A 21,664-nucleotide genomic window follows, 5' to 3' on the forward strand; every position below is an offset into this window, starting at 1 on the left:
GTTTTAGGTGGGCTCGATAAGTCGATCATATATCGGTGATGAATGTTAATACACGCCGAGAATAGGCTAGGTAAATTATCAACGCTGATCTAGCATCAATTCATGCCCTCAAATACGACTTCATCACCTCGTCAAAAAAGGTAGCTGCCCATGGATTTCGCTTATTCGCCCAAGGTTCAGGAATTGCGTGAACGCGTGACTGCGTTCATGGATGCTCACGTTTATCCAGCCGAAGCCGTGTTTGAGCGCCAGGTCGCCGAAGGCGATCGCTGGCAGCCCACCGCGATCATGGAAGAACTGAAAAGCAAGGCCAAGGCCGAAGGCCTGTGGAACCTGTTCCTGCCGGAATCGGAACTGGGCGCCGGCCTGAGCAACCTCGAATACGCACCGTTGGCGGAGATCATGGGTCGCTCCCTGCTGGGGCCGGAACCCTTCAACTGCTCGGCGCCGGACACCGGCAATATGGAAGTGCTGGTGCGCTACGCCAACGAAGAGCAGAAACAGCGTTGGCTCGAACCGCTGCTGCGCGGCGAGATTCGTTCGGCGTTCGCCATGACCGAGCCAGACGTAGCTTCATCCGATGCCACCAACATGGCGGCCCGCGCCGAGCGCGATGGCGACCAGTGGGTAATCAATGGCAAAAAATGGTGGACCTCCGGGGCCTGCGACCCGCGCTGCAAGATTCTTATCTTCATGGGCCTGAGCAACCCGGATGCGCCGCGCCATGCGCAGCACTCGATGATCCTGGTGCCGGTGGACACCCCCGGGGTAAAAATCCTGCGTCCGCTGCCGGTGTTCGGCTACGACGATGCGCCCCACGGTCACGCCGAAGTGCTGTTCGAAAACGTCCGTGTGCCCTACGAAAACGTACTGTTGGGCGAGGGGCGTGGTTTCGAGATCGCTCAGGGTCGCCTCGGCCCGGGCCGCATTCACCACTGCATGCGTTCGATCGGGATGGCCGAGCGCGCGCTGGAATTGATGTGCAAGCGCTCGGTCAATCGCACCGCCTTCGGCAAACCGCTGGCACGCCTGGGCGGTAACATCGACAAGATTGCCGACTCGCGGATGGAAATCGACATGGCACGCCTGCTGACCCTCAAGGCTGCCTACATGATGGACACCGTGGGTAACAAAGTGGCGAAAAGCGAAATCGCCCAGATCAAGGTGGTCGCCCCGAACGTGGCCTTGCGCGTCATCGACCGGGCGATCCAGATCCATGGCGGTGCCGGGGTGTCCAACGATTTCCCGCTGGCCTACATGTACGCCATGCAACGCACCTTGCGCCTGGCCGATGGCCCGGACGAAGTGCACCGTGCGGCGATCGGCAAGTTCGAAATCGGCAAGTATGTGCCCAAGGAAATGCTGCGTAGCGGCCAGTAAACCGCGCCCCTCCTGGCACCCGCCCGCGCCTATGGCGTGGGCGGGTGCTGGCGTTTCTGTCCTAGGCCGGCAGCGCCTGCTCGCCGCGACCAAAACGCTCGCGATACACCGACGGCGCCAGCCCGACCACCGTGCGAAATGCCACACGAAAACTTTCCACACTGCGATAGCCGCACTGCTGCGCGATCTGCTCTGTGGTGTGCCGGCTGCTTTCCAGCAGTTCGCGGGCGCGGGCCAGGCGTTGCTGTTGCAGCCAGGACTTGGGCGAGGCCCCGGTGGCTTCGCTGAAACGGCGCAGGAAAGTACGCTCGCTCATTGCTGCCTGGCTGGCCAGGTCGCGCACTTCCAGCGGTTCATGTAAACGCTCGCGAGCCCATTGCATCACCCGTGACAGGTCGCTGCGGGGTGTGCGACTGACGGGGGCGGGGATGAACTGCGCCTGGCCGCCGCTGCGTTGCGGTGACATCACCAAGCGGCGCGCCACCGAGTTGGCCACCTGGGTGCCAAAATCTCGCGCCACCAGGTGCAGGCAGGCATCGATGCCGGCGGCACTGCCGGCCGAGGTGATCAACTGGCCCGAGTCCACGTACAGCACGTCCGGGTCCACCAGGATGTTGGGGTAGCGCGCGCCCAATTCGTCGGTGTAGCGCCAGTGGGTCGTGGCGCGCAAGCCGTCGAGCAGACCGCTGGCCGCCAGGACAAATACCCCGGAACAGATCGACACCAGGCGCGCCCCGCGCCCGTGGGCCCGGCACAATGCCGCCAACAGGGCGGCGGGCACCGGATCGCTGCGGCTGCGCCAGCCGGGAATAATGATGGTGCGGGCGGTTTCCAGCAGTTCCATGCCGCCATCGGCCAATACCTGAATGCCGCCGGTAGCCCGCATCGGACCCTGGTCGACGGCGACGATCTGGTGCTGGTACCAGGGGAAGTCGAACTCGGGCCGTGCCAGGCCGAAGATCTCCACCGCAATGCCAAACTCAAAAGTGCAGAGGCCGTCGTAGGCCAGGATCGCTACAGAACCGGGGGTGCGGTGCATTTGGCGGAAAGTTCCCAGTGAGTGTCTTGTGCGCCACTGTAGCGCTTCAGGTCGATTCGATACAGTGCTGGCAAGCCCACACTTGCTTTGGAGAACACCCATGACCAGCCTGGTTCGCGCCATTCCTGCCGCCCCTTGCGCCGTTGCGCTGATGCATTTCAGCAACCGCCTGACCTTTGAAACCGATTGTTCCGACGTCTTCAGCAGCCAGGAGGCGGGTGCAGTGGATTTTGTTCTGGTGGATGTGCGTGGGCCTTTGGCTTACCAGCGCGGACATCTACCGGGGGCGATCAACATTCCCGGCCGCCTGATCACGGCCGGATTGTTGGCGGGCTACCCCAAGGACACTTTGTTCGTGGTGTATTGCGCCGGCCCCCATTGCAACGGCGCCAACAAGGCCGCGGTGAAACTGGCGGCGCTGGAGTACCCGGTCAAGGAAATGATCGGCGGTGTGACCGGGTGGCTGGATGAAGGATTCGAGTTGAGTGACGCAGGCGCAGCCCGGGCCGAGGTGGCGATTGGCTGCGAGTGTTGAGCGTGCGTTACCGGGAGGCGGCGGTTGCGGCGAGGTGCCACTGATCCAGCGTCACTTGCAGCCAGTCGTACACCTGGCGGTACGCGGCGCTGTGGTCCTGGTTGCGGGGCAGGGGCGATTCGTCGGCGAAATGGACGTTGAGCTCGGCAACCGACTCGGCATTCCATTCCGGGTGGAACTGCAAGCCGACACGGGTCGGGCCGACGTCATACATTTGCTCTGCACATATCGCGCTGCTGGCCAACAGCCGGGCAGCGGGCGGCAGGTCAATCGCGTCTTCGTGCCACTCAAGGACCTTTAATGCCGCGCCATCGGCAAAGTTTACGGCGGTCCAGCCGGTTTCAGTCGTGGCCATGCGCCGCACCTGGCCGCCCAGGCTCAGGGCCAGCAATTGCGCCCCCAGGCAGATGGCGAACACCGGCGCCCCCTGCGCCAAGCTGGCAGCCAACCACTGGCGTTCTTGCGCCAGCCACGCGGGACCGGCGTTGGATTCGTAAGGCCCTCCCAGGATAATCACCGGGGCCGCACTCGCTGCAGGCAGGTGCCCGAGGTCGGCGCGGAATATCTCCAGGGTCAGGCCCCGGGATTGCGCCCAGGTGGCAATGGCTCCCGGGCCTTCGGCAGGGTGGTGCTGAATCAACTGCAATGTATTTGAAGGTGCGGACATGGGCTGGAAACCGTCGCAGGTGAATGTCGGACTGCGCAGTCATCATGAAGCAAAGCGTGGCGCGTCTGTAGGCCATTTCAGCGCGTCGGCGCAGGGGGGCATTGACGCTCCTACCTTCGCCACTTTTCTATAACTATTTGTCGCATATACACAATTTGCTCGCTGGGTGCAGCTCTAGACTGCCGGCCACTTCGATAAATACTAGCCACAAGCTACCGTCGAAGTTGCCAATAAGAGTCTCCGCACACAGGAGTTATAAATGAAGAAGCTAGTGATGTTCGGTGCTCTGGCACTGTCCGTGTTGTCCCTCTCGGCTGTAGCCGCAGACGCCAAGCCGATCCGTATCGGTATCGAAGCTGGTTACCCGCCGTTCTCGATGAAAACCCCTGACGGCAAGCTGACCGGTTTCGACGTGGACATCGGCGACGCGCTGTGCGCGCAGATGCAAGTCAAGTGCACCTGGGTCGAGCAGGAATTCGATGGCCTGATTCCCGCGCTCAAGGTCAAGAAAATCGACGCGATCCTGTCGTCCATGACCATCACTGACGACCGCAAGAAGAACGTCGACTTCAGCATCAAGTACTACCACACCCCGGCACGTTTCGTGATGAAGGCTGGATCCGACATCAAGGACCCGCTGACCGAGCTCAAGGGTAAGAAAGTCGGGGTTCTGCGTGCCAGTACCCACGACCGTTTCGCCACCGAAGTGCTGCAGCCGGCCGGTATCGTCCTGGTGCGGTACGGCTCCCAGCAGGAAGTCAACCTGGACATGGTCTCCGGCCGCCTCGACGCGATGCTGGCCGACTCGGTCACCCTGGACGACGGTTTCCTGAAAACCGACGCCGGTAAAGGTTTTGCGTTTGTTGGCCCGACCTATGAAGACGCGAAGTACTTCGGCGGCGGTGCGGGCATTGCCGTGCGCAAGGGCGATAAGGAGCTGGCGGACAAGTTCAACACCGCTATCACTGAAATCCGCGCCAATGGCAAGTACAAGCAAGTACAGGACAAGTACTTCAATTTCGACGTTTACGGCGAGTAATTTCAGCGTTGGAAAAGGTGGCCACCGTTGACGCGGCTGCCACTTTTTTACAAGCACCGGAGTGCCGGCCCAGCAAAAACCACAGATCTCGGCAATACCCCCATCCCCCGTAGCAGCTGTCGAGGCTGCGTTCGAGGACGCAGTCCTCGCCGCCCTTGACCAAGGTCGCCGCACTCCGGCCTCCATCCATTCCCCACTTCCGCTCGCATGCTACGCTGCCCCGCGAACCCGCCCGATTAAAGGAAGGTCCATGCTCAAGTTGTTTGCCGTATTTCTGTTGCTGGTATCCCCGGTCATCCAGGCCCAATCGGTGCTGCACGACGATCTGCCGCTGCAGTACCTCGAACAATCGACCCCCGGCTCGGCCAATCAGCCGCTGGTGATTTTTCTTCATGGCTACGGCAGCAACGAGGCGGATCTGTTTAGTCTCAAGGAGGGATTGCCGGCGTCCTATACCTATTTGGCAGTACGTGCGCCGCAGGTGCTGGAGCAGGGCAGTTATCAGTGGTTTCACAAGAAGGGGGACGGGGCGTACGACGGCGACAGCGATGACTTGCAGCGCAGTGCCGCGTTGCTGGCGGACTTTGTCACGAAGGCGGCGAACAAGTATCACACCACGGCCGATCGGGTATTCCTGATGGGCTTCAGTCAGGGCGCGATCATGTCTTACGAGGTCGCGCTGCGTCATCCCACGGCGGTGCGTGGGATAGCGGCGTTGAGTGGCAAGGTGCTGCCGGTGCTGCGCAGTCAGCTCAAGGCCGACCCGGCGCTGGCCTCGCTGGCGATTTTCATCGGACACGGCATGGATGACCAGCGCTTGCCCTTCACCGATGGCAGTGACGCCAACAGCCTGTTGTCGGGGCTGGGCCTGGTGCCCAAGTTCCATGCGTATCCGGGGCTCGGGCACAGTATCAGCGAGCGGGAGATCGAGGACCTCAACGCCTGGCTGTTACGACTTAATCAGTAGCTCACCGGGTTATTTTTCGCCGAGGATGCTCTTCACCAGGGCCGCGTGCCCGGCCTGGTCGTCGGCGCGGGAGATGATCTGAATCAGCATCATCTGCGTGCCGGAGCCGGCCAGCAGGCTGGTGTTGAGGGTCGGGCCGCCGCCCTGGGTGGCGGTGAAGTCGATCTGGCGCAGGCCGAGGCCTTTGATGGTCAGGCTTTTTTCGCTTTGTTTGTTGAAACCGGCCAGGGCTTCGCGTTGCTGGCTGGCGAAACCGGAGATGGACTCGTCGAGAAATACCGCGTCGTTGTCCTTGACGCTGAGGCCTTCGGGCAGGGTGTTTTCGGCGATGATCAGCACGGTTTTGCTTTGCTGATTGGTGTACATGGTGCCCTTGGCGCCGGACGTGCCATTGGACGCATCACCGCCGGGCAATGGGTTGGCAATAAAACCCTTGGGCAGGCTGAAGGTGAATTTGTTGCCCAGCACCGCGACTTTTTCCGCGGTTGCAGTCTTGGTCGTCGGCTGGCTGGCGGCGTAGACGCTGGCGGCGCCGAAGGTGGTGAGCGCTGTCAGCAACAGAACAGCGGCTTTACTGACGATGATTTTTTTCAGCAGCGACATGCGAGTCTCCGGGTGTGATCGCGCGGGGTGACGATCATCCCACGGGGTCCCTCACTCACTCCAGCACGAACTTGCCGGCGGCTCGGTTCTCAGGGTTTGACCGACGGCGCCGTCCCGCTGCGCAGGTGTGAGGGCGCGGCCCGCCGCTTGGTTAGCAGCAGCATCACCAGCGCCACCGCACTGCGAGCACAAAGGCCCAGCCGCCCCAGAGCGGCAAGGTCAAGGTCAAGGCCAGGGTCAGGCAAAAGGCCGCGAAGGCGTACATGCCGGTAGCGGTGGCGCGGAGCAGCGCGGCGGTGAATGCCGGCCCCCGGGTTTGCTGGGAGAACACCGCCATTACGCTGCCAAGCACCGGGAATACCGCGAGCAAACCGCTCCAGCGCTCACCCAGGGTGCTGGCGAACCAGGTCACCGCCAGGGTCAGCAACGCCCCGGCCAGCATGCGCAGCAACAGTTTGTCGGACTTCGGCGCGGGGCCTGCGAGCAAGGGCTGTACGGCGGGGAACAGGTGGGGTGCCGCGAGCAAGGCGGTGGCCGCAGCGATCGTCGACAACAGCAGCGACGCGGGCAGCACTGACAGCACTGCCGCCACCAGGCTCCAACTCAACAGGGCAATCAGCAGCGCCGCCGGCCAGTTGCAGCGTTGCGCGGCCTGGGCGTAGACCACGCAGAAGGTAATCATCGCCGCCATGGCCGACAGCGCCGCAATCGCCGACTGGGTCGCAAATGCCGGACCTTGCTCGACCGCGAGGAAAAACAGGATCGGCCCGACCACGACCGGCAACCCCGATAGCCATCCCGCGACGCTCGGTCCCCAGCGCTTGCCGGCCAGGGAAATCAGCAGGAGAAAACCGGGGATCAGCACGAGTTTCAACAGCAGCACGGAGCGTTCCTTGTTCGATGGCGGGGCACACAGCATACAAGCGCCCTGGCGCCTGAAGCCTCTAAGCTGCAACATCACCGCGGCGAACAGTTGGCTGATCGTGCAACTGCTGCGATAAACCCGCTGCGCCTTACTGGTCCCAGTAGGGCACCGTGCCAAAACGCTCGACGAAAAAATCGATCACCGCGCGCACTTTCACCGACAAGCGTCGACTGCCAGGCCAGAGAATGGCGATCTGCTGGGGTTCGAGGCTGTTGGATGCCTGGAAGTCGCCGAGCACCTGCACCAGCTTGCCCCGGCCCAGGGCCTCGCCGATCAGCCAGGAAGGAAACATCACCAGGCCCATACCCTGTTCGGCAGCCTGGGTCAGGGTGTCGGCGTGGTTGCCGGTGAGTGGACCCCTGACCGAATAGGGGGTCCAGTCGCCCTGGTCCTGGCGGAAGAACCAGCGTTGCAGACCGGAGTCACCCTTGTAGGCCAGGCATTGGTGCCGCACCAGTTCCGCGGGATGCCGAGGGGTGCCATGGCGTGCCAGGTACGCTGGGCTGGCGGCGACGTGATAGCGCTGCGGCGCGACCACGCGGCCCTGCATGCTGGAGTCGTGCAGGGCGCCGATGCGAAACAGCAGGTCGCAGCCTTCCTGCAGCGGATCGACGTAGCGGTCGGTTTGCTGGATATCCAGTTGCAGCCGGGGATATCGCTGGCACAACTCGGCGATCCAGGGCGACAGGTGCAACTGGGCGAACACCACTGGCGCGTTGATACGCACCAGGCCACTGGGTTCGCTGGCCTGTTCCTGCAAGGCTTGTTCGGCTTCTTCCAGTTGCACCAGCACCACGCGGGCATGCTGGCCGAGCAGGCGCCCGGCTTCGGTCGGGGTCACAGCCCGGGTATGGCGGTAAAGCAATTGCTGACAGAGGGCCTGCTCCATTAACTGGATCTGCCGCGAGATCGATGAAGGCGCCAGGCCTTCGCGGCGCGCGACCTCGGAAAAACTGCCGTGATCGAGAACCGCGACGAACAGCCGTAGCGCCTTGAAACTGAGTTCGTTGAGACCTTGCATGTAGCAGCCTGCTGTGCGAGTTGCGCAAAAGTGTTGTCGACAGAGTCGCATTTATCGCAAAGGTCGGGCAATTGATAATGCCCGTCATTCTTTTCACCCTTTGCAGGAGTTGTCATGTCTTCAGGTTCTATCAGTGAGGCCACCGGGGCCGCTGTCACCCCGCGGCCTAACCCACTCACCCGCCTGTTGCTGCTACCGCTGGTGATCCTCGCGGGCATGGGCCTGTCGGTGGAGGCGGGCTTGCTGGGGCCGCTGGGCGTCCAGGTGGGGCATTTGTGGGCGACCCTGAGCATTTTCGGGGTTGGCTCGGCCATCCTGTTTCTGTTGTTGCTGTTCAGCGGTCCGCAACCGGGGCCGGCACTTTGCAGCTTGCCGCGCTGGCAGTTGATCGGCGGATTGCTCGGGCCGATGTACGTGGTGGTGCTCACCTTGGCGACCCCGGTGATCGGGATTGCCATGACGATGATTGCGATCCTCTCCGGCCAGGTTGGCAAGAGTGTGCTGATCGACCATTTCGGCTGGTTCGGGGCCGCGCGCAAACCGGTCAACCGGGAGCGCTGGTTGGCCTTGCTGCTGATCGTTGTTGCTCTTGTCCTGATTGCGCGGGGTTGAACATGAATCTGTTTGGGTTGTTGCTGGTGGTCGTCGCGGCCGGTGCGGTATTGAGTGTGCAGGCAGCGATCAACGGCCGGCTGGGCCAGGCGGTCGGTGTGTTGCGCAGTAGCCTGTTGACCTTTGTGGTGGGAGCCATCACTACCGCCTTGCTGATTCTGTTCTTCGAGCCGGCCCATGCCGTCAGCCTGCTGGAGGTGCCGAAGTGGCAGCTCAGCGGAGCGCTGTTCGGCGTGGTGTATATGCTGGTGATGGTCGGCGCCGTGCCTCGGGTCGGAACGGCGGTGGCGACGGTGGCAGTGATCGTCGGCCAGTTGGGCATGGGCATGCTGATCGACAATTTCGGCTGGCTGGGTAATCCGCCCATTGAGTTGTCCACCAATCGGCTCCTGGCCATGGTCTGCCTGGGGCTGGCGCTGGTGTTGATGTACCGCAGCAGCAGTAGTCGGCGGGCCGCCTGAGGTTTATCGACTACCCTCTATCAGGAGCGAGGGCCGCAAGGGCATGTCGGTGGGTGCGGTCATTGCTTGAGAGGCGACATTGGGTTCGCTTCTGGACGACCACACCCATGGAGTCAGACTGATGAAAGCAGACACCTGCGCCTGTCCCAACTGCAAGTGCAAACTGGGCGAGCATTCGATTGTCCGGCATGGCAAGCACTACTGTTGCGAGGGCTGCGCCAAGCATCATGAGCACGGCGAAGCCTGCACGACGGCGGATTGCCAATGTGCCAAAGGGACTCACGGCTAGTGGCTATGACCTCGCCGTGGGCGCCATCTCGGCGCCCACGGCGAGGTCGTGCACGCTTCAGCTGGTGGGCCGCCACGTGACGTTTTCGATGCCGAACTTCTCCGCCGCCGGCTTGCTGGTCTTCTTCACTTTCTCTCGGCCGAAGCGGCCAATGCGCCCAACCCCAGCGTCGCAACTGGCCCAGTGCCAGGCCTCGGCGTTGTCCATCTTTTCCTGGCGGATGATGAAAGACTTGGGCACACCGTGAAGGGTGTATTCGATGACGAACAATTTTGCGTTGATCATGTGCCGCTATTCCTCCCTGTCGTACTAGAGTGATCCCCCGTCGCTGGAAAAATTCCTTCCAATTGCTCGGCGGTCCTCAATGGGCTGGCTGTCGAGGGGGGCAATGGGCTCTGTTAGACTGGCCGATCTTTATCTGCCGAGGTGCCCCCATGAGCGAGCCCATTCGCCTGACCCAATACAGTCACGGCGCAGGCTGTGGCTGCAAGATTTCACCCCAGGTGCTGGAAGTGATCCTGGCCGGCAGCGGCGCCCAGAACCTCGACCCGAAACTCTGGGTGGGCAACGCTTCGCGCGATGATGCGGCGGTGTATGCAATTGATGAAGAGCGCGGCGTGGTCTCGACCACCGACTTCTTCATGCCGATTGTCGATGACCCCTACGACTTCGGCCGAATCGCCGCGACCAATGCCATCAGCGATATCTACGCCATGGGCGGCGATCCGTTGATGGCGATTGCCATTCTCGGCTGGCCGGTCAATGTACTGGCGCCGGAGATTGCCCGGGAAGTGATTCGCGGCGGCCGTGCGGTGTGTGACGAGGCGGGTATTCCATTGGCGGGCGGTCATTCGATCGATGCCCCGGAGCCGATCTTCGGCCTGGCCGTCACCGGGCTGGTGCAAAAGCGCCACATGAAGCGCAACGACACCGCCACCGCCGGTTGCCTGCTGTACCTGACCAAGCCGTTGGGGATCGGCATCCTCACCACCGCAGAGAAGAAGGGCAAGCTGCGTGACAGTGACGTGGGCCTGGCTCGCGACTGGATGTGCACCTTGAACAAGCCTGGGAGTTGCTTCGGCAAGCTTGACGGCGTGACCGCCATGACCGATGTCACCGGATTTGGCCTGCTCGGGCATCTGGTGGAAATGGCCGACGGCAGTGCGCTGACTGCTCGCATCTACTACGACCGCGTGCCGCGCCTGCCGGGTGTCGAGTACTACCTGGACCAAGGGTGTGTGCCGGGTGGCACCCTGCGCAATTTCGACAGTTATGCCAGTAAGCTCGGGCGCGTCCAGGAGCTGCACAAGCGTGTGTTGTGCGACCCGCAGACCAGTGGCGGCTTGCTGGTTGCCGTGACACCGCAGGGCAACGAGCAATTTCTGGCGGTGGCCGCCGAGTTGGGGTTGGACCTGGCGCCTATCGGTGAACTGGTCGAGCGACAGAGTAACGCGGTCGAGGTGATTTGATGCCCGTCGATATCACCGATTACCGCGACATCTTTCTCAGCGAGCGGCCGATGATGGACACGCGGGCGCCGATCGAATTCACCAAGGGCGCGTTTCCCGGGGTGGTCAACCTGCCGTTGATGACCGACATCGAACGTCAGCGTGTCGGCACCTGTTACAAGCAGCAAGGCCAGCAGGCGGCCATTGTCCTGGGGCACCAGTTGGTCTCGGGGGGGATCAAGGCCGAGAGGATCCAGGCCTGGGCCAATTTCGCGCGGGCCCATCCCGAGGGTTATCTGTATTGCTTTCGCGGAGGCCTGCGCTCGCAGATCGTCCAGCAATGGCTCAAGGACGAAGCGGGCATCGAATACCCTCGGGTCGGCGGTGGCTACAAGGCAATGCGTACCTTCCTGCTGAATACGCTCGACCAGGCCGTCGGCCAGTGCGATTTCGTCTTGCTCGGTGGCATGACTGGTACCGGCAAGACCGATGTCCTCACGCGTTTGAACAATGGCCTGGACCTGGAGGGACATGCCAATCACCGTGGCTCCAGCTTTGGCAAACGGGCGAGCGGGCAGCCTTCCAATATCGACTTCGAGAACCGCCTGGCAGTAGATGTACTGAAAAAGCGCGCCAGGGGCATCGAGCAGTTTGTGCTAGAGGACGAAAGCCGCATGGTGGGCAGTTGCGCCTTGCCGTTGCCGCTGTATCAGGGCATGCAGCGTTTTCCGATGGTCTGGCTGGAAGACAGCGTGCAGGGGCGGATAGAGCGCATCCTGGGTGATTATGTGGTGGACCTGTGCGCCGAATTTGTCGCGGTTTATGGCGATCAAGGCTTTGCGCAGTTTTCCGAACGCTTATTGGGCAGCCTGAACAACATTAGCAAACGCCTGGGTGGCGAGCGCCACCAACGGCTATTCGGCTTGATGGAAGCGGCGTTGGCCGAACAGGCACGCAGTGGTGCGGTGGAGCTGCACCGCGATTGGATCGAAGGGTTGTTGAACGAGTACTACGACCCGATGTACGCCTTCCAGCGCGAGAAGAAGGGGGATCGAATCGAGTTCGCGGGCGAGCATGCCGCGGTGCTTGAATACCTGCGCGAACGCAGCCGCCGGCAGGCTTGAGAGCAAGGCGCTGACCGTCCAGCGCCTGCCACGTGCCTTACAGTACGAGCGCGCCGATGAGCCCGCAGATCACGCCGACCAGCATGGTCAGCAGGGCCACGGTCACCAGCACCCGGGTGTCGAAGTCTTTGCGCAGCATCAGCAGCGACGGCAGGCTGATGCTGGGCAGGGTCATCAGCAACGCAACCGCTGGGCCGGTGCCCATACCCAGAGCCATCATGGTCTGCACGATGGGGATTTCCGCAGCAGTGGGAATCACGAACAAGGTGCCGACGATGGCCAGCGGTACCAGCCACCACAAGCTGTCGGCCATCGCCCCGTCAACGTGGGGAAACAGCCAGACCCGCGCGGCGCCGAGCACCAGTACTGCCAGGATATAGACCGGAATGGTGCTCCAGAACAATTGCCACAGGGTGCGAATCCAGCGCCCGAGGAAGGGTTGAGAATCCGTGGCGCTGACGTTGGCCACGGCTTGCAGCGCAGCTTGCGGCACTTGCTCCGGCCGCGAAATGCGCTGGGCCACCAGCGAAACCCCCAGCACCAACACGATGCCGGCCACTAGTCGCAGGGCGGTAAAGCCCCAACCCAGGACAAAGCCCATGAACACCAGGGTGGCCGGGTTCAGCACCGGGTTGCCGATCCAGAATGCCAGCGCCGCACCCACGGACACGTTTTGCCGGCGCATGCCGGCAGCTACCGGCGCGGCGCAACAACTGCACATCATGCCGGGCAGGGCGAACAGCCCGCCGCGCAGGGTCGAGGCGAAGCCCGCGCGGCCGAACAGGCGCAGCAACCAGTCCCGCGGGATCAGTACTTGCAACAGGGAGCCGAGGATCACCGCCAGGACCGCGGCCTTCCAGATCGCCAGGAAGTACACCTTGGCGTACGTCAATGCGGCGGCCAGGGGCGCGGTTTGCGCGTCGTTGAGAATCGAAGCGCCAATGCTGTGGCTGTCGGCAGCGGTAAAGGCCTTGAAGTAGTACGGCGACCACTTGACGTAGTAGAGGCCAATGCAGGCCACCAACAGGAACAGGGCCGGCTTGCACCAGAACGACCAGCCCCGGTTGGGGGTGGTTAAGAAGTTGGACATACAGGGGTTCCAGGGAGACAGGTCGCGCATCATACCTCACCCTGGGCCCTGCGCTGGTGTGGCCGCCCTGTCAGGTCGGGCAGCTCTCCTGGCCGTTGTCCAGGCCCTGCTTGTAATGCTGGCTCTGCAAGGTGGCCTTGCCGTTGTGCCAGGTCAGCGTCAGGACGTACATCGAGTCGAAGTCGCCGGACTCCCAGTCCTCGGTGATCGACTGTTTGCTGCCCACCGCTTCGCGCGCCACCTTGTTGATCAACTCCGGCAGGTAGCCGTGGGACCAGGCGGTGTAGATGATCGAGTTGTGGTACTTGTCGTGGAGCAGTTCGTCCGCCAGTTCACTGGTGTCGTTGGCGGAAAACTCGATGTTCACCGGCAGGCCCAGCTTGATTGCGCTCGGGCTGATGGTCATCAGGGGGCGGATGTAGCTGTAGGAGTTGTCGAGCTCGCCTTCCTCGACATTGCGGGTCGGGTTGGCGGCAAATACGAAATCGGCCTTGCCGAATTTTTCGGGCAGCAACTGCGCCAGGTCAATGGCGCGGTTCAGGCCCTGGCAATTGAGTTGTCCGAGACCACCCGCAGGTTTTTCCGCATGGCGCAAAAACACCAGGGTCTGGGTGCCGTCAACCGGCTGGGCGCGACTTTCGCTCGACTCCAGCGACAGGAGCAGGGCGCAGGTAGTCAGCAGTGCAGGGAGGAACACGAAGGCGCGTTGCTTCAGGCGTTGGGTGATCTGCAGTGGGTTTCTCATCAAGTAGTAGTTCTTCAGCACATTCAGGTTAAGGCTGACAAACCTTTCCACCGCAAGCTCCCGGCTTCGGATGGTTTTCCATGTCGTTGGGCGAGTCGTCTTGCGCGCGCGCTGCCTTCAGAGTCCGCTGAGGGCGATTGGTTCGATTGGAATCTGCGGGCGCGCACTTTATCCGGGGTAGCGGTGAGGGTGGGGGAAGGTTAGCGACATAATGTTTCCGATTTAAGATGCCGGCGCCGGCAGGCTCGCTATAAGCTAGCCCGCGTACAGGCCGGCCGTGTGCCGCCGGTTAGGCCAAAATTCAGCCGTTAAATTGTCACTGGATGTTCACTATGACCGATTTGTCAGCCTTCCCGATTACTGAAAAATGGCCTGCCCAGTTCCCCGAGTGGCTCCAACTCTACTCCTTGCCGACGCCAAACGGGGTCAAAGTCTCGATCATGCTCGAAGAGATCGGCTTGCCGTACGAGGCCCATCGCGTGAGTTTCGAGAGCAACGACCAGATGTCCCCGGCGTTCCTCTCGCTTAACCCCAACAACAAGATTCCGGCGATCCTCGACCCTCACGGCCCTGACGACAAGCCGTTGGCGCTGTTCGAGTCCGGCGCGATCCTGATCTATCTCGCCGATAAGAGCGGGCAACTGCTGGCCCAGGAATCAGCGGCACGTTACGAGACGATTCAGTGGCTGATGTTCCAGATGGGCGGTATCGGTCCGATGTTCGGCCAGTTGGGCTTTTTCAATAGATTCGCCGGCAAGGAGTACGAGGACAAACGTCCGCGGGACCGTTATGTCGCCGAGAGTAGCCGCTTGTTGAAGGTGCTCGACGAGCGCCTGCAAGGGCGCGACTGGATCATGGGCGAGCGCTACACCATCGCCGATATCGCGATCTTCCCGTGGGTCCGCAACCTGATCGGTTTTTATGAGGCCGGCGACCTGGTGGGGATCAATAACTTCCCCAATGTGCTGCGGGTACTGGAGCGCTTCCTGGCGCGTCCGGCGGTAGTGCGTGGGCTGGAAATTCCCAAGCCCTGAACCGGCACGCCACTGCCTGGCGCAGTGGCTTACCTGGGCGCTGGGCTAGCGGTTATTGACCGCGAGCTTGAGGCCAAAGCCGATCAGTGCGACGGCTGCCACTCGAGTGGCGACCGTTCGGGCCAGGGGCAGGGCCTTCAAGCGGATGGCCGCGGCGTTGCCGATCAGCACCAGGGCGCCCTGGTACAGCAGGCTAATCACGGTCACGTGGAGCATCATCGCCACCAGGGTCATACTCGACGACCCTGGGCTGATGAACAGCGGGAAGAACGCCACGAAAAACAGCATGACTTTCGGGTTGGTCAGGCTGATGACCAGGGCGTTGCGCAGATAGGTGCGTGCTGAACGATGTGGCTCCAGCCCCGCGTCATTGTGCGCCACGGGGCTGCGCAACATTTGCACGCCCATCCAGCACAGATACGCTGCACCGAACCACTGCAGGCCCTGGAACAGCAGCGGGTTGGCAGTCATCAGCGCTGCGAGGCCGGCGGCAGCCGCAATCATGTAGGCCGCGTCCCCCAGCAGGGTTCCCAGCACCGCGCCAAAACCGGCGCCGATGCCGTTGCGGGCGGTGGCATTGAGGATGGCAAATGTGCCGGGGCCGGGGATCAGTTGGAAAATCACGATCGCCGCGATAAAACTGCCGTAGTTGTGTATCTCAAACATCAGGGCTCACTCCGTATCCTTCGGGGTTTGTCACCCGGGGTGGGTGCGCTAGTCAGATTAGTTGAGCAGTGAATAAATGTCAGGGGGTGATGGGGGTCGGGTTCTATTGTTACCGTTTTCGCAATAAACTCTTGCGTTACCTGCATTTGTGCCAGCAGGGGCGAGGGGCATAAGCTCGCGCTTCCAGCACTTTTTGTCTTGTCCAGGCCATTGGCCTCCTGCCAGGAAATTTCATGTCCAGCCAGTTCCCCGAAGCCCGTCCACGCCGTTTGCGGCGCACCCCGCAACTGCGCAAGCTGTTCCAGGAAACCGAGTTCAGTCTCAACGACCTGGTGCTGCCGATCTTCGTCGAGGAAGAAATCGACGATTTCGTACCGATCACCAGCATGCCGGGAGTACGACGGATTCCCGAGTCGAAACTGGCCGGTGAAATCGAGCGCTACGCCCGGGCCGGTATTCAGTCGGTGATGACCTTTGGCGTGTCGCACCACCTCGATGGCAACGGCAGTGACACCTGGCGGGAAAACGGCCTGGTGTCGCGCATGGCGCGGATCTGCAAGGACGCGGTGCCGGAAATGATCGTCATGTCCGACACCTGCTTCTGCGAGTACACCGACCATGGTCACTGTGGCGTGATGCATGGCGCCGAGGTCGACAATGACCTGACCCTGTTCAACCTTGGCCAGCAAGCCGTTGCCGCCGCACGTGCCGGGGCGGATGTGATTGCCCCCTCGGCGGCGATGGACGGGCAGGTCCAGGCGATTCGTCGCGCCCTGGACGCAGCAGGCTTCAGCCAGACGTCGATCATGGCCTATTCGACCAAGTTTGCCTCGGCCCTCTACGGCCCGTTCCGCGAGGCAGGTGGCAGTGCGCTCAAGGGCGATCGCAAGAGCTACCAGATGAACCCGATGAATCGCCGCGAAGCCGTGCGCGAATCGTTGCTGGATGAGCAGGAAGGCGCCGACGCGTTGATGGTCAAGCCGGCCGGTGCCTACCTGGACATCATCCGCGATATTCGCGAAGCCTCGCGGTTGCCGCTGGCGGCGTATCAGGTCAGTGGCGAGTACGCGATGATCAAATTCGGCGCGGCCGCCGGGGCGATCGATGAAGAGCGGGTGGTGCGCGAGAGCCTGGGCGCGATCAAGCGTGCCGGTGCGGACCTGATCTTCACCTATTTCGCCATGGACCTGGCGCTTAGCGGAATCTGACCCGCAACGGGCGCGCGCTCAGCTCAGGAACGGCTTGATCCCATGGCCGTGAAAATAGCGCTCGATGAGTTTCGGGTCGGCGCCCGGGTCGGCGAGCGCCACGTAGCTGTCGGGCCGCAACAGGTAGAACCCGTTGCGCGCCAGGCCGGCGTTGGCATGGGCGGGTAAGTAGGCGAACACCTGCAGCGCCAGGTGATGTTCGTTGCACCAGGCGCGCATTTCCCCGCTGGTGTCGCCGTACACATGCAGCTGCCAGGCGGGGAGGGCGAGGCTGGCAAAGTTGTCGCCGTCAGCGTCCTGTACCCATGGCAGGCGATCGCCACCGAACACCGTGCCGGCATGCCCCGCACTGAGTGGCATCGCCCGGTAGTTCAGGGTGATTTGCGACACGGTGCGAAACAACCACTCGCGAGCCCGCTCCAGTGCCGCCATTTTTGGTAACAGCAACGGCGCCACGCGGGTGCGCAACAGGTCGGCGATGACGCCCTCGGCTGTGACAAAGCTGAACACCCGATCGGTGGTGCTCACCAGTTTGCGGGCAAAGGCCATGCGTTCGATGGCATAGCTGTCGAGCAGGCTGTGGTTGGCGCCGCCGTTGAGCACCGCTGCCAGTTTCCAGGCCAGGTTGATCGCGTCGCCAATTCCGGTGTTCATGCCCTGGCCACCGGCCGGGCTATGTACGTGGGCGGCGTCACCGAGCAGGAATGCACGGCCGCGGCGAAACTCGTCCGCGACCCGGTGATGAACCCGGTAGGTGGAAAACCAGTTGACCCGCTTGACCTCGACTTTCAGGTGGCTGATGGCCCGGCTGCTGACGTCTTCAAACCGCAGGGTCTCGGCCTGCTCGGCACGTTCATCCCGTACCGTGCCGATCAGCCGCGCACGGCCGACGCCCGCCAGCGGGAACACGGCGAGAAAGTCCGCTTCATCCAGGTCCACGTGCAGTTCGCCATTAAAGGTCGGGCCTGCGCCGTCGACGTCGGCCACATAGAACACTTGTTGGTAGGTGCCGCCGGGAAAGCCGATGTCGAGGGTTTTGCGCACCCTGGAGCGGGCGCCGTCGCAACCGGCCAGATAGCAGCTCTGACAGCTCTGCAACTGGCCGTCGGGCAGGCGCAGTTGTGCGGTGATGCCACCGTCATGCTCGTTGAAGCCCAGCAGTTCGGTGTCCCGCTCTACCTCGACGCCGAATTGTTCGAGGCGTTCGATCAACAGTCGTTCATGTTGATCCTGGGGGTAGATTTCCAGGAAGGCGTAGGGCGTCAGGTCCTTGCCGATGGCGGCGAATGGCAGGCGCACCGTGGGTTCGCCCTTGACCCACAGATTGACGGCCGGTACCTGGTGGCCCTGTTGCACCACGGCCTGGTCAAGGTCCAGTTGCCGATACAGTTCCAGGGTTCGCGCCTGCACTGCCAGGGCGCGGGAGGTGGTGCCGGGGGCGCTGGTCTTGTCGAGCAGGCGCACACGGATCCCCAGTTTGCTCAGCCAAAGTGCCAACACCAGCCCGGTGGGGCCGGCGCCTACGATCAGTACGTCGCTGCGGTGCATGGCGTTACCCTCGGTGGAGAGTCCCGCGCAGGCGTCAGGTCTAGAAGAACGCCAACGTCAGGTTGACACTGATGCCATCGCCTTCGGGCCGGTTGACGGAGTCGAACTCGGGCACCCAGCGGGCATTGACGCTTGCCTGGGCATCGGCAAACTTGCCGCTCCAGCCCAGGTACGGGCCGAGCCCGGCCGAGTGGCCACGAAAGCCGTTCAACTGGTCGGCCGTTGGGCCGTCGTCGTCGGTCATCTGCTTGATCACGCCGCCCACCACGCCAGCCGCCCAACCGTTGCCCAGGCCGTAGGTCCAGAGACCATCCAGACGAACGATACTGCCGTTCTGGTAATCCGTGGCATCGTTTTTGGTATAGAACTCGAACGCGCCCAGCAGGCTCAACTCGCCGCCATTACCCAGCAGGTGGGTATAGGCCATGGTTGGCATGAAGGTATAGGTGTTTTGCCCGGCGTTGGCCAGGCGATCCTTGTCGTAGGCGCCGGTCGGTACATAGATCGGCAACGACAAGGCAATGTGATCGGTGGCGCTGAAGTGGTAGCCGGCGGCGATCGGGGTGATCAGGGCATCGGCAAACTGGGTAGCGTAGTCGGTCTCGCCGACGGAGTTGCCCCTGGGGCCGGTAAAGTCGGCTTCGGCGTCGGTGTACTGCAGGGGCAGGCCGACCGCCGAGGCGAAGTTCCACGGGCCTTTGCCAGTGTCCCAGATGCGCGTGATGTTGGTCATGGTGTAGGAGACTTTCATCTTCAGGCCGGCACCGACTTCGCCGCGCACCGGTGCCGCCTTCTTGCTGCTGAGTTCGCCGTCGTAATAGATACTGGTCATCGACATTACCCAACCGGGTTCCGGGGGAATGATCCCAGCGTTGGAGTAGACGATCTGGCCAGTAATCGGCCTGCCGACGCTGCCTTCGGTGGCAAGCACCGAAGGGCTGCCGGTAAGCAGCACAACCAGCAGCGGCAAACTCGCGAACGAAACTCTTGTCATGGTGGATCTCTTGATCACGTTTTTAGAATGTACGATGGCGCGCGGCCGTCAGGGTGTGAATAAAGTCTGGAACCGAATCGGCGCAAATCCCCACCCAATGCAAGGGGAGGCTCAGCGCTGGGCAAACGCCAGGTTCAGGCCCAGTGCGGCAAACGACGCGGCAAATCCGCGGCGCAGCCAGTTCTGGACGGTAGGTGACTCGATGACGGCTGTGCGAAAAAAGTTCGCCAGTAAGCCATAGATCACAAACACCGCAAAGGTCATCAACATGAACACTGTGCTTAAGGTGAGCATCTGCACTGCGGCCGACGGCCCGTTGGGTGTGATGAACTGCGGGAGAAACGCCAGGAAGAATATCGTCAGCTTGGGGTTGAGCAGGTTGAGCAGGCCAGCGCGCAGCATGATGGTGCCGCCACTCAGGTTGAGCGGAGCATCGCTGATAGCAAAGGCCGTGCGATCGCGCCAGGTGGCGTAGGCCAGGTACAGCAGGTAGGCGACTCCGGCAAACTTCAATCCCTGGAACGCCAGCGCGCTGGTATGCAGGATCGCCGACAGGCCCAGCATCGAGGCCATCAGGTGCGGCACGATCCCGCCCGTGCAGCCCAGCGCCGCGTAGACGCTGGCTCGTTTGCCGGCGGCCAGCGCAGTGGAGAGGGTAAACACCACGCCAGTGCCGGGTATCAGCACCACGATCAGTGAGGTCAGCAGAAAATCCATTGTCAGCATGCCAGCGAACTCCAGTCGGTGATCGGGTGTCAGAGCACCCGCAAGCAATCGTTCATTGAAGTGCAACGCGGCTTGCTTTTCCATAGGAAAACACCGGAGTGTAGTGCGTGTCACTCGCCCGGTCGGTCAAAAGGACCCTTGAGCCACTCCATGCAAGCCAATCAATTGATCATCAGCCTCGCCACACTGTTGTTGCTGGCCGGGTGTGCGAGCCAGGGTAGCCGCGATGCGGCGCCCAAGCCGGAACAGGTCAAAGCTCAGATCGTGCGCTTGCTGCCCGCCAGTACGGTGGACCGGCAAGGTTGGGCCAACGACATCTATAGTGCGTTTGCCGCGCAGGAGATCCCTGCCACCTCGCAGAACCTCTGCTCGGTGCTGGCGGTGACCGAACAGGAGTCGACCTTTCAGGCTGACCCGAAAGTACCGGGGCTGGGCAAGATTGCCCGGGACGAGATCGACCGCCGTGCTGCCAGGGCGCATATCCCCAGTCTCCTGGTGCGGGGGGCCTTGCAGGTCAGCTCGACCAATGGCAAAAGTTACAGCGACCGGTTGAATGCGGCGCGTAGCGAAAAAGAGCTCAGCGCGATCTTCGATGACTTCATTGGCCGGGTGCCTATGGGCAAGACCTTGTTCGGTGGGTTCAACCCGGTGCATACCGGTGGGCCGATGCAGGTCAGCATTGCGTTTGCCGAGAAACAGGCGCGCAACTATCCGTACCCGGTGGACGGCTCGATCCGTCGCGAGGTATTCACCCGGCGGGGCGGCATGTACTTCGGCATCGCCCATCTGCTTGGCTACCCGGTGAACTACAGCCAGCCGCTGTACCGCTTCGCCGATTTCAATGCCGGTTGGTACGCCAGCCGCAATGCGGCATTCCAGGCTGCGCTGAATCGCGCGACCGGCGGCTCCCTGGCCCTGGATGGAGACTTGATTCGCTACGGTTCGCTGCTGCCGGGCTCGACTGAGCTTGCAGTGCGCAGCCTGGGTAAACGCCTGGATATGCGCAACAGCACCATCCGCGATCAACTGGAGCTGGGGGACAGCCTGGCTTTCGAAGACAGCAAACTCTACAAGCGGGTATTCGCGCTGGCCGAAAAGTCGCAAGGCAAGGCGTTGCCCAGGGCGGTGCTGCCGGGGATCGAGCTACAGAGTCCGAAAATCACCCGCAAGCTCACCACCGCGTGGTTCGCCAAACGTGTCGATGAGCGTTATCAGCGGTGTATGAAGCGCGCAGCCGCGGGCTAGTGCAGAAAGTAGACGAAAAAAAGCCCGGCAGAGTGTGCCGGGCTTTTTGTTGAGTATTGCCGACCGGCAATTCATGCATGGTTCTGGGTCAGGCGATCGGAGCCACCTTCGGCGACGCGGTTCTGTTGCAGGCGGTCAGAGCCACCTTCGGCGACGCGGTTCTGTTGCAGGCGGTCGGAGCCACCTTCGGCGACGCGGTTCTGTTGCAGGCGGTCAGAGCCACCTTCGGCGATCACGGTTGGTTGCTGCATGGCGGTGACGGGTTGTGCGAGGTCGGCGGCGAATGCATTGGCGGCCA

General features: G+C 62.2%; 24 protein-coding genes and 1 pseudogene (1 of these 25 cut by a window edge). 12 read left to right on the forward strand and 13 right to left on the reverse strand.

Annotated features, from left to right (window positions below; genetic code table 11):
• Positions 1-150 precede the first annotated feature (150 nt).
• Complete coding sequence (locus tag QMK50_RS23060) at positions 151-1,380, forward strand: acyl-CoA dehydrogenase (protein ID WP_320334051.1); 1,230 nt, start codon at positions 151-153, stop codon at positions 1,378-1,380.
• Between the two features lie 61 nt (positions 1,381-1,441).
• On the opposite strand, the gene ftrA is transcribed toward QMK50_RS23060, so the two are convergent.
• Positions 1,442-2,419 carry a transcriptional regulator FtrA gene (ftrA, locus tag QMK50_RS23065; protein WP_320334052.1) on the reverse strand — a complete coding sequence of 326 codons (978 nt, stop codon included), beginning with the start codon at positions 2,417-2,419 and terminating at the stop codon, positions 1,442-1,444.
• A gap of 100 nt (positions 2,420-2,519) precedes the next feature.
• On the opposite strand from ftrA, the gene QMK50_RS23070 reads away from it, so the two are divergent.
• Positions 2,520-2,954 carry a rhodanese-like domain-containing protein gene (locus QMK50_RS23070; protein WP_095167859.1) on the forward strand — a complete coding sequence of 145 codons (435 nt, stop codon included), beginning with the start codon at positions 2,520-2,522 and terminating at the stop codon, positions 2,952-2,954.
• A gap of 7 nt (positions 2,955-2,961) precedes the next feature.
• Here the strand turns inward: QMK50_RS23070 and QMK50_RS23075 are convergent, their stop codons facing one another.
• Entirely contained in the window at positions 2,962-3,621 is a 660-nt protein-coding gene (locus QMK50_RS23075) for a type 1 glutamine amidotransferase (protein WP_095167860.1), read from the reverse strand.
• 259 nt (positions 3,622-3,880) lie between these two features.
• Here QMK50_RS23075 and QMK50_RS23080 point away from each other — a divergent pair, with 259 nt between their 5' ends.
• A complete protein-coding gene (locus tag QMK50_RS23080) occupies positions 3,881-4,660 on the forward strand; it encodes an ABC transporter substrate-binding protein (protein WP_095167862.1) in 780 nt (259 codons plus the stop codon).
• A 250-nt stretch (positions 4,661-4,910) separates the two neighbouring features.
• Positions 4,911-5,627: an alpha/beta hydrolase gene (locus QMK50_RS23085; RefSeq protein ID WP_320334053.1), complete on the forward strand. Its 717-nt coding sequence runs from the start codon at positions 4,911-4,913 to the stop codon at positions 5,625-5,627.
• A 9-nt stretch (positions 5,628-5,636) separates the two neighbouring features.
• Here the strand turns inward: QMK50_RS23085 and QMK50_RS23090 are convergent, their stop codons facing one another.
• The 3 genes and pseudogenes from QMK50_RS23090 to QMK50_RS23100 all read right to left on the reverse strand — a co-directional run bounded on the left by QMK50_RS23090 (position 5,637) and on the right by QMK50_RS23100 (position 8,176).
• The gene (locus QMK50_RS23090; protein WP_095167865.1) at positions 5,637-6,230 is read right to left on the reverse strand and encodes a hypothetical protein; all 594 of its coding nucleotides are present in this window, start codon (positions 6,228-6,230) and stop codon (positions 5,637-5,639) included.
• A gap of 89 nt (positions 6,231-6,319) precedes the next feature.
• Positions 6,320-7,113 (reverse strand): annotated as a pseudogene (locus tag QMK50_RS23095) (hypothetical protein).
• A gap of 130 nt (positions 7,114-7,243) precedes the next feature.
• On the reverse strand, positions 7,244-8,176 hold the full coding sequence (locus QMK50_RS23100) for a LysR family transcriptional regulator (protein ID WP_320334054.1): 933 nt from the start codon (positions 8,174-8,176) through the stop codon (positions 7,244-7,246).
• A 114-nt stretch (positions 8,177-8,290) separates the two neighbouring features.
• Between QMK50_RS23100 and QMK50_RS23105 the strand changes: the two genes are divergently transcribed.
• The 3 genes from QMK50_RS23105 to QMK50_RS23115 all read left to right on the forward strand — a co-directional run bounded on the left by QMK50_RS23105 (position 8,291) and on the right by QMK50_RS23115 (position 9,538).
• Complete coding sequence (locus QMK50_RS23105) at positions 8,291-8,788, forward strand: DMT family transporter (protein ID WP_256585451.1); 498 nt, start codon at positions 8,291-8,293, stop codon at positions 8,786-8,788.
• A 2-nt stretch (positions 8,789-8,790) separates the two neighbouring features.
• A complete protein-coding gene (locus QMK50_RS23110; protein WP_320334055.1) occupies positions 8,791-9,249 on the forward strand; it encodes a DMT family transporter in 459 nt (152 codons plus the stop codon).
• Positions 9,250-9,370: 121 nt separating this feature from the next.
• Positions 9,371-9,538: a metallothionein gene (locus QMK50_RS23115; RefSeq protein ID WP_320334056.1), complete on the forward strand. Its 168-nt coding sequence runs from the start codon at positions 9,371-9,373 to the stop codon at positions 9,536-9,538.
• A 57-nt stretch (positions 9,539-9,595) separates the two neighbouring features.
• Here QMK50_RS23115 and QMK50_RS23120 read toward each other — a convergent pair whose 3' ends face one another.
• Positions 9,596-9,823 carry a DUF6555 family protein gene (locus tag QMK50_RS23120; RefSeq protein ID WP_095167875.1) on the reverse strand — a complete coding sequence of 76 codons (228 nt, stop codon included), beginning with the start codon at positions 9,821-9,823 and terminating at the stop codon, positions 9,596-9,598.
• A 149-nt stretch (positions 9,824-9,972) separates the two neighbouring features.
• Between QMK50_RS23120 and selD the strand changes: the two genes are divergently transcribed.
• Together selD and mnmH are read left to right on the forward strand one after the other, a co-directional pair.
• Entirely contained in the window at positions 9,973-11,007 is a 1,035-nt protein-coding gene (selD, locus tag QMK50_RS23125) for a selenide, water dikinase SelD (RefSeq protein WP_320334057.1), read from the forward strand.
• A complete protein-coding gene (mnmH, locus tag QMK50_RS23130; protein WP_320334058.1) occupies positions 11,007-12,110 on the forward strand; it encodes a tRNA 2-selenouridine(34) synthase MnmH in 1,104 nt (367 codons plus the stop codon). The genes selD and mnmH overlap by 1 nt, the downstream gene beginning before the upstream one ends.
• A 37-nt stretch (positions 12,111-12,147) precedes the next feature.
• Here the strand turns inward: mnmH and QMK50_RS23135 are convergent, their stop codons facing one another.
• Both QMK50_RS23135 and QMK50_RS23140 read right to left on the reverse strand, forming a co-directional pair.
• Positions 12,148-13,200 carry a permease gene (locus tag QMK50_RS23135; protein ID WP_159994657.1) on the reverse strand — a complete coding sequence of 351 codons (1,053 nt, stop codon included), beginning with the start codon at positions 13,198-13,200 and terminating at the stop codon, positions 12,148-12,150.
• A gap of 70 nt (positions 13,201-13,270) precedes the next feature.
• Positions 13,271-13,945 (reverse strand): histidine phosphatase family protein, encoded by a 675-nt coding sequence (locus tag QMK50_RS23140; protein ID WP_095167910.1) that lies wholly within the window; start codon positions 13,943-13,945, stop codon positions 13,271-13,273.
• Between the two features lie 332 nt (positions 13,946-14,277).
• Here QMK50_RS23140 and QMK50_RS23145 point away from each other — a divergent pair, with 332 nt between their 5' ends.
• Positions 14,278-14,979, forward strand: coding sequence for a glutathione binding-like protein (locus QMK50_RS23145; protein ID WP_159994659.1), 702 nt, complete (start codon positions 14,278-14,280; stop codon positions 14,977-14,979).
• Between the two features lie 45 nt (positions 14,980-15,024).
• Here the strand turns inward: QMK50_RS23145 and QMK50_RS23150 are convergent, their stop codons facing one another.
• The gene (locus QMK50_RS23150; RefSeq protein ID WP_095167887.1) at positions 15,025-15,645 is read right to left on the reverse strand and encodes a LysE family translocator; all 621 of its coding nucleotides are present in this window, start codon (positions 15,643-15,645) and stop codon (positions 15,025-15,027) included.
• A 233-nt stretch (positions 15,646-15,878) separates the two neighbouring features.
• Here QMK50_RS23150 and hemB point away from each other — a divergent pair, with 233 nt between their 5' ends.
• The gene (gene hemB / locus QMK50_RS23155; protein ID WP_095167889.1) at positions 15,879-16,853 is read left to right on the forward strand and encodes a porphobilinogen synthase; all 975 of its coding nucleotides are present in this window, start codon (positions 15,879-15,881) and stop codon (positions 16,851-16,853) included.
• An 18-nt stretch (positions 16,854-16,871) separates the two neighbouring features.
• Here hemB and QMK50_RS23160 read toward each other — a convergent pair whose 3' ends face one another.
• The 3 genes from QMK50_RS23160 to QMK50_RS23170 all read right to left on the reverse strand — a co-directional run bounded on the left by QMK50_RS23160 (position 16,872) and on the right by QMK50_RS23170 (position 20,121).
• Positions 16,872-18,401 (reverse strand): FAD-dependent oxidoreductase, encoded by a 1,530-nt coding sequence (locus QMK50_RS23160; protein WP_320334059.1) that lies wholly within the window; start codon positions 18,399-18,401, stop codon positions 16,872-16,874.
• Positions 18,402-18,441: 40 nt separating this feature from the next.
• Positions 18,442-19,395 (reverse strand): transporter, encoded by a 954-nt coding sequence (locus QMK50_RS23165; protein WP_320334060.1) that lies wholly within the window; start codon positions 19,393-19,395, stop codon positions 18,442-18,444.
• A gap of 111 nt (positions 19,396-19,506) precedes the next feature.
• Positions 19,507-20,121 (reverse strand): LysE family translocator, encoded by a 615-nt coding sequence (locus QMK50_RS23170; protein ID WP_320334542.1) that lies wholly within the window; start codon positions 20,119-20,121, stop codon positions 19,507-19,509.
• A gap of 150 nt (positions 20,122-20,271) precedes the next feature.
• On the opposite strand from QMK50_RS23170, the gene QMK50_RS23175 reads away from it, so the two are divergent.
• Positions 20,272-21,366: a DUF1615 domain-containing protein gene (locus tag QMK50_RS23175; protein WP_159994667.1), complete on the forward strand. Its 1,095-nt coding sequence runs from the start codon at positions 20,272-20,274 to the stop codon at positions 21,364-21,366.
• 71 nt (positions 21,367-21,437) lie between these two features.
• On the opposite strand, the gene QMK50_RS23180 is transcribed toward QMK50_RS23175, so the two are convergent.
• Positions 21,438-21,664: the 3' portion of a hypothetical protein gene (locus tag QMK50_RS23180; RefSeq protein ID WP_320334061.1), read on the reverse strand. It continues 40 nt past the right edge of the window; the window shows 227 of its 267 coding nt (coding positions 41-267); the start codon falls outside the window, past its right edge — the gene reads right to left on this strand; its stop codon occupies positions 21,438-21,440.

The organism is Pseudomonas sp. P5_152, assembly GCF_033989915.1.
GTDB lineage: Bacteria > Pseudomonadota > Gammaproteobacteria > Pseudomonadales > Pseudomonadaceae > Aquipseudomonas.